Genomic DNA, 14,067 nt, shown 5'->3' on the forward strand with positions numbered 1-14,067 from the left:
CTGTTACCGGTTGCGCCGGAACCAGCGCCGCCGTACCCGGCCGCCTTGCGGAGCCGGCTCGGGCTGCTCGACCTCAGCCGGTGATTCGGCCTCGGCCTCCGCTGGTGCATCGTCCTCGGACTCGTCGGCGACCGCTTCTTCGGCGCCTTCCTCGTCTTCGCCGTCGGCGTCATCGTCGGTTTCGTCCGACTCGTCGCTGTCAGACTCTGCGTCATCCGCGGATTCAGCGGCCTCGCCCTCGTCGGTCTCGTCCTCAGACTCGACCTCGGACACGGACACGGACTCGATGTCGGACGGCTCAGCAGGTTCGGCATCCTCGTCGGCATCCGCCGCGTCAGCAGCCGCGTCGCCGTCCTCGTCCGCCACCTCGTCGCTCTCGCCGGCTTCGGCTTCGGCTTCGGCTTCGGCTTCGGCTTCGGCTTCGGCTTCGGCTTCGGCTTCGGCTTCGGCTTCGGCTTCGGAGGGATTCTCTTCTACCGCAGCCGCATCCTGCTCGAGCTCATCGGCCGACGGTGATTCGACGGCACCCTCGTCGGCGTCCTCGGGCTCACCTTCATCGGTGACCTCCGACTCGACCGGCTCAGCGGCATCGTCAGCAGCGTCGGCCGCATCTTCCGCAACCTCTGCCTCAGCATCTTCCTCAGCCGGGGCGTCAACTTCTTCTGCAGCCTCTTCCGTGAGGTCGGCCTCGCCTACGGCGTCGGTGGCCTCGTCGGCGGTTTCCTCACCAGCTTCGGCCTCGGCATCATCAGCTACCAGTGCTTCGGCTTCGCCCGCTTCATCGCCGTCCACAGACTCGACAGACACCGCAGCTTCGGCTTCCGCAGCTTCTTCAGCGCCTTCGTCCTCGGCCACCTGTGCCGCGGTTTCCTCGCCGGCCTCGAACTCGACCTCGGCGTCGTCAGCTTCCAGCGCTTCCGCTTCGCCCGCTTCATCGACGTCCACGGATTCGACCGACTCAGCATCCTCAGCGTCGGCCTCGTCGTCAGTTTCGATCGACTCGTCGTCGGCTTCGCTCTCGGCCTCGGGCTCAACCTCGGCCTCAGCCTCAGCGTCCGCTACAGCCTCTTCCGTGACATCTTCTTCGGCGTCCTCGTCGGCATCCACCGATTCGGCTGGCTCGGCCTCCTCGCCGTCTTCCGCCTCATCCTCAGACTCGACCGCGATCTCGTCAGCCTCGGATTCGGCATCGTCAGATTCGGCGGTGTCGGCGTCAACAACGGCCTCGCCGGAGTCCCGCTCGGTGTCCTCGTCAGCAGCCTCGTCTTCGGCGGCTTCCTCGAATTCGGCTTCCGCCTCGTCCTCGTCCGCTTCGCCTTCTTCAGACTCGTCAGGCTCGTTGGTGATGGCCTTCAGTTCGATCGCAGCGGCAGCCTCGGCTCCGTCGTCCTCGCTGGCGCCGACCTCGTCCGGATGCATGTGGTCTGCATCCTCGTCATCGTCCTGACCGGCCACCGCCGCGGCAGCGACGACACCTGTGGTCGCCGCTGCGGCAACAAGCTCCTTGCCGAGTTCGTCGGCCGTCGATTCGTCCTCATCTGGCTTGCCCGCCAAGGTCGCCGGGTCTTCGCGTCCCTTGGTCGCCAACATGATGTAGACGACGGCGCCGATGAATACGAATGTCGAGGTGAAGGTGTTGACTCGGATACCGGCGAATTCGGTCGCCGGGTCGCTGCGCATCAATTCGACCAGGAAGCGGCCCGCGCAGTAACCGGCCACATAGAGCGCGAACAGCCGGCCGTGGCCGAGTTTGAACTTGCGGTCGGCCCAGATCAGCAGCGCGAAAATCAGCAGGTTCCAGAGCAATTCGTACAGGAAGGTGGGGTGGACCACCTTCACGACTTCTCCGGTGGAGACCCCGTTCAGCTCATCGACCTGACCGATGGCGTTGACGCGTTTGTAGATCTCCAGGCCCCACGGCAGCGTGGTGTCGCCACCGTAAAGCTCTTGGTTGAAGTAGTTTCCGAGCCGACCGATCGCCTGGGCCAGGATGATTCCGGGCGCGATGGCATCACCGAACGCCGGCAGCGGTATCCCGCGTGAGCGACAACCGATCCAGGCTCCGACGCCTCCGAGCGCGACAGCGCCCCAGATGCCGAGGCCGCCCTGCCACACCTGGAACGCGGCACCGAGCCCCTTACCGCTTGGCCCGAAATATGTGGGCCAGTCGGTCATGACGTGGTACAGGCGGCCACCGACGAGCCCGAAAGGCACTGCCCACAAGGCGATGTCATAGATGACGCCGGGTTGCCCGCCCCGCGCCTGCCAACGCCGGTCCCCGATGACCAATGCCGCGATGATGCCCACGATGATGCAGAGCGCATACGCGCGGATCGGCACCGGCCCCAGATGCCAGACGCCCTGTGACGGGCTGGGCAAATACGCGAGCACGGTAGTGGTCAAGCTGAAATCCTCTGCCTAACGCCGTTGGCCAATTCTTCGGTGAGGCGACGCACCGCGTCCAAACCCTCGCCCAGGGCCGACACCAGGGCCGACCCGACGATGACTCCGTCTGCGTACGCGCCGATCTCGGCTGCCTGCGCTCCAGAGCGCACGCCGAGCCCCACCCCGACGGGGATGTCGGACACTTCCTTGACGCGGCGCACCAATTCCGGGGCCGCATTCGAAACCACATCGCGTGCCCCGGTGACGCCCATGGTCGATGCGGCGTAGACGAAGCCTCGCGAAGCGGTCACCGTCGCCGCCAGCCGTTCCGGCGTCGAGGACGGGGCGACCAGAAAGATCCGGTCCAGATTGTGTTCCTCGGATGCCGCGACCCAGTCGACGGCTTCCTCGGGGATCAGGTCAGGGGTGATCAGCCCGTATCCTCCGGCCGAAGCCAGGTCGCGGGCGAACGTGTCAACACCCTTGCGCAGCACGGGGTTCCAGTACGTCATCACCACCGCGCGGCCGCCCGCGTTGCTGATCGCCTCGACCGCGGCCAGGGTGTCGCGTACCCGCACGCCGCCGGCCAGTGCGGCCTCGGTGGCGGCCGCGATCGTCGGTCCGTCCATCCCCGGATCCGAGTAGGGCACCCCGACTTCGACCAGGTCGCAACCGGATTCGACCATCGCCGTCATCGCTGCGATGGACGTCTGCACATCAGGGAATCCGGTGGGCAGGTAACCGATCAGCGCGGCACGTCCCTCGGCACGGCAGCCGTCGAACAACTCCGCCAGCCGGCTCATCCCGCGCTCCCCTCATCGAGCAGTCCGAACCATTTGGCGGCAGTCTCGACGTCCTTGTCGCCACGCCCGGACAAGTTCACCACGATGATCGACCCGCTGCCCAGCTCAGGACCGAGTTTGAGGGCACCGGCCACGGCATGGGCCGACTCGATCGCCGGGATGATGCCCTCGCGGCGGCACAACAGCGAGAACGCGTCCATCGCCTCGGTATCGGTGACCGGGCGATACTCGGCGCGGCCGATGTCTTTGAGGAAGGCGTGCTCGGGCCCGACGCCCGGATAGTCCAAACCCGCTGAGATGGAATGGGATTCGATCGTCTGGCCGTCCTCGTCCTGCAACAGGTAGGAGAAGGATCCCTGGAACGCACCAGGCGAGCCACCCGTGAATGTCGCGGCGTGCCGTCCCGTTTCGACGCCGTCGCCGGCGGCCTCGAAACCGACCAACCGCACCGCCGGGTCGTCGATGAAGGCGTGGAAAACGCCGATGGCGTTCGAGCCGCCACCGACACACGCGGTGACCGCGTCGGGCAACCGGCCGGCCTGATCGAGGATCTGCGCCCTGGCCTCCATACCGATGACCCGCTGGAAATCGCGCACCATCAGCGGGAACGGGTGCGGGCCTGCCGCCGTGCCGAAGCAGTAATAGGTGTCGTCGGCGTTGGTGACCCAATCCCGGAACGCCTCGTTGATCGCGTCCTTGAGGGTCTTGGAGCCGGCCTCGACCGAGACGACCGCGGCTCCGAGCAACCGCATCCGCGCGACGTTGAGGGCCTGGCGGGCGGTATCCACCGCGCCCATGTAGATGATGCATTCCAGGCCGAGCAGTGCACACGCGGTGGCGGTGGCCACCCCGTGCTGGCCGGCGCCGGTCTCGGCGATGACCCGGGTCTTGCCCATCTGCCGGGCCAGCAATGCCTGGCCCAGGACGTTGTTGATCTTGTGAGAACCGGTGTGGTTCAGGTCTTCTCGCTTGAGGAAGATCCGCGCGCCACCGGCATGCTCGGACAACCTGGCGGCCTCGTACAGCGGGGACGGCCGGCCGCTGTAGTGCCGCTGCAGCCGGTCGAGCTCGTCGAGGAACGCTTGGTCCCCGCGAGCCTTCTCGTAGGCCGCAGTGACCTCTTCGATCACCGCCATCAGGGCCTCAGGCACCAACCGACCGCCGTAGGAACCGAAATGTCCCAATGCGTCGGGATCGTGAACGGTGGGTTCGGCAACGCCTGCGCTGGTACGGGGCAGTCCGGGCCCCGCGAGATCCGCCATCAAAGTGTCTTTTCGTGCAAGCGGCTCATTGACTGGGTTCAGCGAGCCGGTTTCGGGCAGGACGGGTGCGTACCGGCGGTGACCAGATCGGCGACCGCGCTGCGGGGATCGCCGCTGGTCACCAGCCCCTCACCGACCAGCACGGCATCTGCGCCCGCGCCGGCGTACGCCAGGAGGTCAGCGGTTCCGCGGACTCCGGACTCCGCCACACGGATGACGTCGGAGGGCAGCCCCGGAGCGATCCGGGCGAAGCAGTCGCGGTCGACTTCCAGGGTCTTGAGGTCGCGGGCGTTGACACCGATCAACTTGGCTCCGGCCTGCAAAGCCCGGTCGGCCTCCTCTTCGGTGTGCACCTCGACAAGCGCCGTCATCCCCAGGGATTCCGTGCGCTCCAACAGCGATTCCAGCACCGGCTGTTCGAGGGCGGCCACGATGAGCAGCAGCAGGTCGGCGCCGTGAGCACGAGCCTCATGGATCTGATAGGGCTTGACGATAAAGTCCTTGCGCAACACCGGAATTGACACCGCTGCCCGCACCGCGTCCAAGTCCGCGAGTGAGCCGTTGAACCGGCGCTGCTCGGTGAGAACGCTGATGATCCGCGCACCGCCGGCCTCGTAGGCCTGCGCCAACTGCGCCGGGTCGGCGATGTTGGCCAGCTCGCCCCGGGACGGACTCGCCCGCTTCACTTCGGCGATCACGGCAATTCCCGGTTCCCGCAACGCAGCCATCACGTTGAGCGGCGGAGGTGCGTCCTGGGCCCGCGCCTTGATATCAGCCAAGCTGATAACGGCCTCGCGGGCGGCAACGTCGGCGCGGACTCCCTCGATAATGGAGTCGAGCACTGTGGCCGAACTCATCGCCCGTCGGTTCCTTTCTGGTGCCTCCGGGCCGGTCCCGGTTGCCCTCCTTGGAAGGGTAGCCGCCGCCACACCTTCACCATTCACCGGCCCTTATTGTCAGGATCGCCGCCGTCGCCGGTCGGATCATGTCCTTCGTCGAGCGCATCCCAGAGCATCCGCTCCGACATCGGCTCGCCGCTGTCTTCACTCCTGACCGCCTCACGCCGGGCCGCCGGCGCCGCGTACCGCCCTGCAATGCCGCTCTTCGTGCTGTTGGCCGACCGCATGAGCATCACCGCACCGGCCAGCGCACACACCGCGGCCACCAGGGTCAGCACCGCGCCCCCATAGGAACGGCTGGTCGCCGTCAACTGGGCGAGAGGTACTTCTGCCAGGTCAGCGGCCCGAACCGCGACGTCCTTGATCACCCACAGGCTGATCGCCAGGTAGCCCATGCCCGCACTGGCCACGGCGATCAGCAGTGCCAGCAACCGCAGCGCCCAGCCGTGCACCGCCAGCGCGGCCACCGCGGCGGCCAGCACCAGCAACGCCAGCGGGATCAGCGCCGTGGACCAGGACGCACCCGTCAGCGTCGTGGTCTTGGGCTGGCCGAGCCCGTCGAAGGAGCTCACCTGGACCCAGGTCATCCGCGACGCCACCCACAAAACCACGGCCGAGACGACGAACAGCGCCTGCGCTGCCCGCGTCACGGCTCGGCCAATGTGTCGGCGGCGGCGATGGCGTTGAGCACGGCTTTGGCCTTGTTTGCCGATTCGTTGTACTCGTATGGGCCGTTGGAATCGGCCACGACTCCCCCGCCGGCTTGCACGTATGCCGTGCCGTTGCGCATCAGCGCCGTGCGGATGGCGATCGCGAAGTCGGCGTTGCCGGCGAAATCGAGGTATCCCAGCACCCCGCCGTACAGGCCGCGCCGGGTCTTCTCGACCTCCTCGATCAACTCCATGGCGCGCACCTTGGGCGCTCCCGACAGGGTGCCTGCCGGGAAGCACGCCGTCACCGCGTCCAGCGCGGTCTTCCCCTCGGCCAGCTCGCCGGTCACCGTGGACACCAGGTGCATGACGTGGCTGTAGCGCTCGATGTGGCTGTAGTCCTCGACCCGCACGGTGCCCGGGCGGCACACCCGCCCCAGGTCGTTGCGGCCGAGGTCGACCAACATCAGGTGCTCGGCGCGTTCCTTCTCGTCGGCCAACAGCTCCTTCTCCAGCAGCACGTCTTCTTCCTCGGTGCTGCCGCGCCACCGGGTCCCGGCGATCGGGTGGGTGGTGGCCCGGCCGTCTTTCACCGTGACCAGTGCCTCAGGGCTGGAGCCGACGACCGAGAAGTCCAGGCCGCCATCGGCATCGGGGACGTTGAGCAGGTACATGTACGGGCTGGGGTTGGTCACCCGCAGCATCCGATAGACGTCTATCGGGTCGGCGGCGGTATCCATCTCGAACCGCTGCGACGGCACCACCTGGAAGGCCTCGCCCGCCTCGATGTCGCCGACCAGCTTCTCGACGATCGCCGTGTATTCCTCCACCGTGCGCTGGGCACGGTGCTCGGGCGCGGGCCGGCTGAACGTGGCAACCGTGGACGGCAGCGGCTGGCCAAGGGCGGCGGTCATCACGTCCAGTCGAGTCACCGCATCGTCGTACGCCTCGTCGACGCGCTCGTCGGTGCCGTTCCAGTTCACCGCATTGGCGATCAGGGTGATGGTGCCCTCGTGGTGGTCGACGGCGGCGATATCGGTGGCCAGCAGCAGCACCATGTCCGGCAGGCCGAGATCGTCCACCGCCAGCTCCGGGAGCCGTTCCAGCCGGCGCACCATGTCATAGGCGAAATACCCCACCAGCCCCGACGACAGGGGTGGCAGGTCCGGCACCGCCTCGGTCTGCAGCACTTCAAGGGTGGCCCGCAGCGCGGCCAGCGGCTCACCGCCGCTGGGGGCATCCTTGGGGGCAGTGCCCAGCCACACCGCTTCGTTGTCGCGAACCGTCAGCGCGGACGGGGCACCGGCGCCGATGAACGACCAGCGCGACCACGAGCGACCGTTCTCGGCCGATTCCAGCAAGAACGTGCCCGGACGGTTGGCGGCGAGCTTGCGGTACGCCGACAGTGGTGTCTCGCTGTCGGCCAGTACCTTGCGGGTCACCGGGACGACCCGGTGCTCGGCGGCCAGCGAGCGGAAATCCTCGCGCGATGTGGTGACCGCGAGCGATGAGCCGGCGCCCGAGGATCCCGGTGCGTGGGTGGCTGTGGTTTGCACGAGGGCAATTCTCCCAGATCGGGTCCACGGTCCTGCCATCCAGACGGCGTAGCGTAGCCAGCCATGACATCCCTCAAGACGGGTGACACCGTTGCCGAGTTCGAACTGCCGGATCAGACCGGCACGATCCGCAGCCTGACCAGCCTGCTCGCCGACGGCCCGGTGGTGCTGTTCTTCTACCCGGCGGCGATGACTCCCGGGTGCACCAAAGAGGCCTGTCACTTCCGCGATCTGGCAGCAGAGTTCGCCGCTGCCGGCGCCGGCCGGGTCGGGATCAGCACCGACCCGGTGACCAAGCAAGCCAAGTTCGCCGACATCCAGAACTTCGACTACCCGTTGCTGTCGGACGCCGACGGCAAGGTGGCCGCCCAGTTCGGCGTCAAACGTGGCCTGCTCGGCAAGCTCATGCCCGTCAAGCGGACCACGTTCGTCATCGACACCGACCGCACCGTGCTCGGGGTGATCTCCAGCGAGATCAGCATGGACACCCATGCCGACAAGGCACTGGAGCTGCTCAGGGCACGTTGACCGCGCGCAGCACCGCCGCCATCGACGCCGTGAGCACAGAATCGCTGCGGCCGCACGCCCAGCCCGTGCGACCGGCTGCCCGGTATTCCAGGTAGCTGACGGCGATGCTGCCTATCGATTGCTGGGTCAGGCTCAGCACCTCGATCGGATGGCCGATCTCCCCGAGTGCTGCCCGCAGTGCATCGACAGGCCCGACACCGCGATGGCTGCTGGCCACGGTTCGCCCGCCGAACATCAAGGTCAGGTCGGTGACCGCGGCGGCACCGTCGCCGCCGGTGCGCCAGTCCTTGAGTTGCACCGGGCCGGACGGATCGAGGTAGGTCGCCTCGAACAGGTCGAAAAGTTCGGCGGCGGTCACCTCGGCACCGCTTTCGTCGGTGTGCGTCTGGACGTGGCGGGCGAAGTCGATCTGCAGCCGGCGCGGCAATTCCAACCCGTAATCGGTGGCCAGCAGATAGGCGATGCCGCCCTTGCCGGATTGCGAATTCACCCGGATCACCGCGTCATACGTGCGACCGATGTCCGCCGGATCGATCGGCAGATACGGCACCCGCCAATCGATTTCGCTTTCCGGCCGCCCGGTGGCCGTCGCCCTGGCGCGATGTTCGGCGAAGCCCTTCTTGATCGCATCCTGGTGGGTCCCGGAGAACGCGGTGTGCACCATGTCGCCCACATACGGATGGCGTTCGTGGATGGGCATGCGGGTGCAGTGACTGACGGTGCGGGCGACCTCGTCGATGTCGGAGAAGTCGATCATCGGATCGACGCCCTGGGCATGCAGATTCAGCGCCAGGGTGGCGATGTCGACGTTGCCGGTGCGTTCACCGTTGCCGAAGACGCAACCCTCCACCCGCTGCGCACCGGCCAGCACCGCCAGCTCGGCGCACGCGATGCCGGTGCCCCGGTCGTTGTGGGGATGCACCGACAGGATCACGCTGTCGCGACGGGACAGGTTGCGGTGCATGTACTCGATCTGGTCCGCGTACACGTTCGGGGTGGCGATCTCGACGGTGGCGGGCAGGTTGAGGATGACCGGACGGTCCGGGGTGGCCTGCCACAGCTCGGTGACCGCGTCGCACAGCCCGAGCACGTAGTCCGGCTCGGTGAGGTTGAACACCTCCGGGGAGAATTCGAACCTGACGTTGGGCACGCCATCGGTGAATTCGAGGACGTCACGTGCACCGGTCAGGATCAACTCGCGCAATTCGGCGCGGCCCTTGCCCAGCACGACATCGCGCCAGGTGGGTGCGGTGGCGGTGTACATGTGGATGACGACGTCGTTGCCGATCCCGCGCACCGACTCCACGGTGCGCTCGATCAGGTCGCGGCGCGCCGGAACGAACACCACGATGGTGACGTCGGGCGGGGCGATGTCGGATTCCGCCAGCAGCCGCACGAAGTCGAAGTCGGTCTGCGACGCCGACGGATAGCCGACCTCGATCTCCTTGTAGCCCATGGCCACCAGTAGCTCGAAGAATCGACGCTTGCGGGCCGGGTCCATCGGCTCGGCCAACGCCTGATTGCCGTCCCGCAGATCTACCGGCACCCACAGCGGTGCGGCGGCAATACGGGCCGTGGGCCAATCTCGTTGGACCAGGGGGACTTCGACGCGGTCGTAGACGGAGGCGTAGCGATGTGACGGCATCTGGGAGTGGCGCTGCCGGTTCCAGGCCGGCGCGTTCGCCGGGACGTCCCCGGCCGGGGTGTCGATGGTGGGAAACGTAGAAGTGGTCATGAGGGCGCTTTCGGTCGGATTGGGAGATTCGACCGGCGCGACACAGCCCCACGGCAGGGGGCCGGTCGATTCAGGCCCCGCCGCGGCGGCTAAGGAGAAGGGTGCGCGTCATGATGGGTAGACTCTACACAACTCCTCAGACAAGTAGACAGGTTTGGATGACGTCCCAAGTTCAGCGTCACCCGCTGGCGACTCAGACCGCCCAGCTTCTCCTGGCGCGCATCCGTCAGGGCGAATGGCCGCTGGGCCATCGACTTCCCGGCGAGACCACCCTGGCCGCCCAGCTCGGCGTGGGCCGCTCGACCCTGCGCGAAGCGATCCGCGAACTGTCCGGCAAGGGCGTGCTGGAGAGCCGCCAGGGCGCCGGGGTGTTCGTGACCGCGCTGGACGCCGCCGAGGACTGGGACACCGTGCTGCGTCGCGCCACCATCGTGTCGGTGATCGAGGCACGTATCGCCATCGAGGCCGAGGCCGCCGCCCTGGCCGCCACCCGGCGCACGCCCGCTGATCTGCGCGTGATTCGGCGCACCCTGATCGCCCGCGGTGTGGTGGGACAGTCGGTACCCGATCACGTCGATGCGGACATGGCGTTTCATCGCGCGGTGATCGCCGCGGCCCACAACGAGGTGCTGATCCAGTTGTTCGACGCGTTCCTGCCGCGGCTGCGGCTGGCGATGATCGACATGCTCAAGATCCGCCCGATCGCCTCCGAACCCTGCGATCACGACCTGCACCAGCAGCTCGCCGACGCGATCGTCGCGCGCGATCCCGAGGCCGCCGCGGCGGCCAGCAGAACCCATTTGAGCTCATTGAAGGAGTCTTTCGCATGACCCCGGTCCTCGACATCACCGATGTGACCTTCCGCCGTGACGGTAAGCAGATCATCGACGGCATCTCACTGACCGTGCAGTCGGGCGAGCACTGGGCGCTGTTGGGCCCCAATGGCGCCGGTAAGAGCACATTGCTGGGTTTCTGTGCCGCCGTGACGTTTCCGACGACGGGGACCGTGCACGTGCTCGGCGGTCAGATGGGACGCACCGACCTGGCGGTGCTGCGCCGCTCGCTCGGTCACGTGAACCCCCGGCACCGCCTGCAGTATCCGCTCACCGTGCGCGAGGTGGTGCTCACCGGCATCACCGCCACCATCGACATCGCAGCGCACTGGACGCCCACCGCCGAGCAGGCGCGCCGGGCCGACGAATTGATCGACACCGTGGGGCTGTCGGCCCGCGCCGACGCGATCTGGCCCACGCTGTCGCAGGGTGAGCGCGGCCGAACCCTGATCGCGCGGGCCCTGATCGCTGATCCGCAGCTGCTCTTGCTCGACGAGCCCACCACCGGCCTTGATGTTGCTGCCCGCGAGCAGCTGCTGGAAACGCTTGACACCCTGGATGACTCGCATCCCGACATGGCCTCGATCCTGGTCACCCACCACCTCGAGGAGCTGCCCACCAGCACCACGCACGCGCTGCTGATCTCACACGGCCGCACCGTCGCCAGCGGGCTGGCCCGCGAGGTCGTCAACACCGAACATGTCAGCGAGGCTTTCGCACATCCGGTGGTGGTGGGATATCAAGACGGCAGATGGAGTGCGCGGGCCAAGGCCAGCTCGCGGGTTTTGTAGCCGCGGCTCAACCTTCGGCCGGTGTGTTGCGCCGCCGACGCGCCTCACGGTGCCGGGTCACCGGTGTGGTGTCGATGACGCGGTTGACCATGGTCGCCAGAAAACGCGAGGGCTGCAGCGCCGGCGGCACCGTGTCGTGCCGGATGGCGATGTCGGGCAGGGCCGCCAGCGCCTCGTCGACAGCGGCCGTGGCCACGTCCACGATCTCGAACAGCGCATCGGGCTCGGCCTTTTCGATGCTGTCGACTTCCTCGTCCGCGGACTCGGCGACCTCGGAGTCGTAGTCGATCATCACCAGCGCTACAGCGTGATACGCGTCGTCCTCGGTGCCGAGCTTGCGCAGCAGGTCGATGAGCCACTCGGCCTTGTCCGGTTCTGTGCTCAGGATCGTCGAGCGCAGGCCGTAGACGAATCCGAGCGCGGACAACGGGTGGCGCAGTCGTAGATTCTTGGCGTCGCCGTAGCTTTCCTCGACGCGGTTGGCGGCGTTCTTGCCGAAGCTGGAATCCATGCGCTTGGTACTGATCAGCAATTCCGGACCGGTGTCCCAGTCCGACATCACCACGTCGACCTGCTTCATGTAGTGCTTGCCCAGCACGCTGGCGCTTGACGCGGCAACGCCTTTCATCGACCGCTTCAGGCGTTGCTCGATGAGGTGCCGTTCTTTTTGCGGCAGCGCCTCGAGCAGACTGGCGATGGCGCTGGGCATGATCCGCGGATCTGTCGCCCTGGGCCACACCGCATCCTGATCGAATCCGGCGCGGCGCAACTCGTAGGCCAACCACACATCGAGTGCCAGCGCCGGAACCCCGGTGGTCGACGGTGCATCCAGGTACAACGGCACGCCGAGCAGCTTGCGCAGCACCCGGAAATCCGGGACGAAGGTCAGCTCGCCGGCCACCTGCACCCAGGGGTTGGTGTGCACGCCCTGCGGGGCCGCATCGGCCACAATCCGGTCGAAGATGGCCCATGCGGTGGCCTTGGTCGACGGTTCAGCGGGCACGCCGAGACCTTACCGTCCGGCGTGTCGCCAGTGAATCGCGCGCGGTCCGAACAGGTTCCAGGACGATCCGGGTCTCCAGCCCCAACGCGTCGTCGACGATGCGCGTCGCCTCGAGCAGCCGGCCACGCTCCAGCAGCGATCCGACCCTCCGCCGGACGGCCCGCAGTTGGTCGGATCGAGCCGCCACCAACTCGGGCGACGGGACCAGCCAACGGTCGGCCTCGCGAGGTTCGATCTTCAGAATGCCACCGCCGTAGGAACGGCCGACGATCTCGGCGTGCAGCACGGTCACCGAGTTCAGTGCGGCCAGCCCGAGCAGGTCACGGCCCAGCGTCCGCGCCTCGTCGCGCAGGTACACGCCGTGCACCGAGTTGAGGTGATGGGACTTGGCCCGATTGGTGACCAACCGCGGGGTGTCGGCATTCATACACGTCAGCAGCAGGTCGGCCGGATTCACCAGCGGCACCAGATACCAGGGCCGGCGCACCCGGCACTTGTAGGCCAGATGCACCCCGGCGGCGTGACCGGCGTCGATGTAGCGCTGCGCGGCGGCCGATGGGGCCCCGGTAGGGCGGAACAAGTGGATCGACCGCCCCTCCTCCCCCAGCCTGGTCAACTGCTCGGCGGACAGGGTGAGGCCGCGCAGGTGGGCGCTGCCGGGCGGTGACAACGGCAGCAGGTCGGAGGGCCGCAGTCCCAGTTCACCCACCCGTTCCGGGGACAGGGCAAAAAAGCTGTTGTTGCCGGTCACCATGCCCAGCGTGGTGTCTCCCCAGGCCTCCAACATGCAGAACTGCCCGTCGTCGTGCAGGCCGTGGATGGCATCCACCGGCGCGTTGCCGATCAGGCCGCTGACCCACTTGTCGGCAGGATCGCGCGGCGACCAACGCCGTTGTGCGAGTTCAGATGTCAGCGAGGCGGCATTGCGGGCCCGATGGATGACCGCGTGACCGCAGGGCCCGCCACCGTAGCCGTCGGCCAGCAGCAGGACCACGTCCGCTTCGGCCTCGGGGAACACCTGCTCGTCGAACATCACCAGCTCGACGCTGGCGAACCGGTCGAACAAGAACTTCCGCACGGCCGCCGCGTAATTGACGCTGAGCAGCTCGGCGGGCAGCACCAGTGCCAGGCGACCACCCGGCTTGAGGAACAGCGCGGCATGCACGGTGAACGCCGCCCAACTCGACGCCAGGCCTGACAACGTCACCCCGGCCTTGAGCGCGGCCCGGCGCGACTGCGCCCGGGTGGCGCCCCGGAACTCCTGGTAACGGATGTAGGGCGGATTGCCGATCACCGCGGTGTATTGGGCCCGCGGGTCGATCGTGAAGAAATCGGCCGTCCTGATGTGGGCCGTGCCGCCGGCGGCGGCGACGCGCTTGCGGGCAGTGGCCGCACTGGCCGCGTGGAGTTCCACGCCGTCGACCCGCGGCCGGGGTACTCCCAATTCGGCCAGCCGCGTGACGGCCTCGACCACGAACGCGGCCTCTCCGGCCGCGGGTTCGAACACCGCATCGTCGGAGGACCGGACGGCCCACCGGGTGAGGTAACGCGAGATCTCGGGCGGGGTGAAGAACGCACCGCGCGCTTTGCGGGTCGCAGCGGTGTCGGTCACTCCGCAATTG

12 protein-coding genes are annotated in these 14,067 nt (G+C 67.5%); 3 read left to right on the plus strand and 9 right to left on the minus strand.

What is annotated here, in order from left to right; translation table 11 throughout:
• Nucleotides 1-3: 3 nt before the first annotated feature.
• The 6 genes from lgt to ACNQR1_RS22060 all read right to left on the minus strand — a co-directional run bounded on the left by lgt (nt 4) and on the right by ACNQR1_RS22060 (nt 7,555).
• Nucleotides 4-2,403: a prolipoprotein diacylglyceryl transferase gene (gene lgt, locus ACNQR1_RS22035; RefSeq protein ID WP_418047839.1), complete on the minus strand. Its 2,400-nt coding sequence runs from the start codon at nt 2,401-2,403 to the stop codon at nt 4-6.
• Nucleotides 2,400-3,188, minus strand: coding sequence for a tryptophan synthase subunit alpha (gene trpA, locus ACNQR1_RS22040; RefSeq protein WP_418047840.1), 789 nt, complete (start codon nt 3,186-3,188; stop codon nt 2,400-2,402). Before trpA ends, lgt begins: the two co-directional genes overlap by 4 nt.
• On the minus strand, nt 3,185-4,450 hold the full coding sequence (trpB, locus tag ACNQR1_RS22045) for a tryptophan synthase subunit beta (protein WP_418047841.1): 1,266 nt from the start codon (nt 4,448-4,450) through the stop codon (nt 3,185-3,187). The genes trpA and trpB overlap by 4 nt, the downstream gene beginning before the upstream one ends.
• A 38-nt stretch (nt 4,451-4,488) precedes the next feature.
• Nucleotides 4,489-5,307, minus strand: coding sequence for an indole-3-glycerol phosphate synthase TrpC (trpC, locus tag ACNQR1_RS22050; RefSeq protein ID WP_418047842.1), 819 nt, complete (start codon nt 5,305-5,307; stop codon nt 4,489-4,491).
• A gap of 83 nt (nt 5,308-5,390) precedes the next feature.
• Nucleotides 5,391-5,999: a TIGR02234 family membrane protein gene (locus tag ACNQR1_RS22055; RefSeq protein ID WP_418047843.1), complete on the minus strand. Its 609-nt coding sequence runs from the start codon at nt 5,997-5,999 to the stop codon at nt 5,391-5,393.
• Complete coding sequence (locus tag ACNQR1_RS22060) at nt 5,996-7,555, minus strand: anthranilate synthase component I (RefSeq protein ID WP_418047844.1); 1,560 nt, start codon at nt 7,553-7,555, stop codon at nt 5,996-5,998. The genes ACNQR1_RS22055 and ACNQR1_RS22060 overlap by 4 nt, the downstream gene beginning before the upstream one ends.
• 63 nt (nt 7,556-7,618) lie before the next feature.
• On the opposite strand from ACNQR1_RS22060, the gene ACNQR1_RS22065 reads away from it, so the two are divergent.
• Nucleotides 7,619-8,083: a peroxiredoxin gene (locus tag ACNQR1_RS22065; protein WP_418047845.1), complete on the plus strand. Its 465-nt coding sequence runs from the start codon at nt 7,619-7,621 to the stop codon at nt 8,081-8,083.
• Here ACNQR1_RS22065 and ACNQR1_RS22070 read toward each other — a convergent pair.
• Nucleotides 8,070-9,818, minus strand: a complete 1,749-nt coding sequence (locus ACNQR1_RS22070) for a 2-isopropylmalate synthase (RefSeq protein ID WP_418047846.1) — start codon at nt 9,816-9,818, stop codon at nt 8,070-8,072. The two genes, ACNQR1_RS22065 and ACNQR1_RS22070, sit on opposite strands and share 14 nt — an antisense overlap.
• A 158-nt stretch (nt 9,819-9,976) precedes the next feature.
• On the opposite strand from ACNQR1_RS22070, the gene ACNQR1_RS22075 reads away from it, so the two are divergent.
• Complete coding sequence (locus tag ACNQR1_RS22075; RefSeq protein WP_418047847.1) at nt 9,977-10,648, plus strand: FadR/GntR family transcriptional regulator; 672 nt, start codon at nt 9,977-9,979, stop codon at nt 10,646-10,648.
• Complete coding sequence (locus ACNQR1_RS22080) at nt 10,645-11,442, plus strand: ABC transporter ATP-binding protein (RefSeq protein WP_418047848.1); 798 nt, start codon at nt 10,645-10,647, stop codon at nt 11,440-11,442. Before ACNQR1_RS22075 ends, ACNQR1_RS22080 begins: the two co-directional genes overlap by 4 nt.
• A 7-nt stretch (nt 11,443-11,449) precedes the next feature.
• Here ACNQR1_RS22080 and ACNQR1_RS22085 read toward each other — a convergent pair whose 3' ends face one another.
• The gene (locus ACNQR1_RS22085; RefSeq protein WP_418047849.1) at nt 11,450-12,445 is read right to left on the minus strand and encodes a hypothetical protein; all 996 of its coding nucleotides are present in this window, start codon (nt 12,443-12,445) and stop codon (nt 11,450-11,452) included.
• A complete protein-coding gene (locus ACNQR1_RS22090; RefSeq protein ID WP_418047850.1) occupies nt 12,435-14,057 on the minus strand; it encodes an N-6 DNA methylase in 1,623 nt (540 codons plus the stop codon). Before ACNQR1_RS22090 ends, ACNQR1_RS22085 begins: the two co-directional genes overlap by 11 nt.
• Nucleotides 14,058-14,067 lie beyond the last annotated feature (10 nt).

Origin of the sequence: Mycobacterium sp. 48b (genome assembly GCF_048282725.1) — a bacterium.
Taxonomy (GTDB): Bacteria; Actinomycetota; Actinomycetes; order Mycobacteriales; family Mycobacteriaceae; genus Mycobacterium.

Excerpts from the sequence above, each read along its gene's own strand:
- trpA (WP_418047840.1), bottom strand. The coding sequence starts at position 3,188 with ATGAGCCGGCTGGCGGAGTTGTTCGACGGCTGCCGTGCCGAGGGACGT.
- trpB (WP_418047841.1), bottom strand. The coding sequence starts at position 4,450 with ATGGCGGATCTCGCGGGGCCCGGACTGCCCCGTACCAGCGCAGGCGTT.
- trpC (WP_418047842.1), bottom strand. The coding sequence starts at position 5,307 with ATGAGTTCGGCCACAGTGCTCGACTCCATTATCGAGGGAGTCCGCGCC.
- ACNQR1_RS22065 (WP_418047845.1), top strand. The coding sequence starts at position 7,619 with ATGACATCCCTCAAGACGGGTGACACCGTTGCCGAGTTCGAACTGCCG.
- ACNQR1_RS22070 (WP_418047846.1), bottom strand. The coding sequence starts at position 9,818 with ATGACCACTTCTACGTTTCCCACCATCGACACCCCGGCCGGGGACGTC.
- ACNQR1_RS22075 (WP_418047847.1), top strand. The coding sequence starts at position 9,977 with ATGACGTCCCAAGTTCAGCGTCACCCGCTGGCGACTCAGACCGCCCAG.
- ACNQR1_RS22080 (WP_418047848.1), top strand. The coding sequence starts at position 10,645 with ATGACCCCGGTCCTCGACATCACCGATGTGACCTTCCGCCGTGACGGT.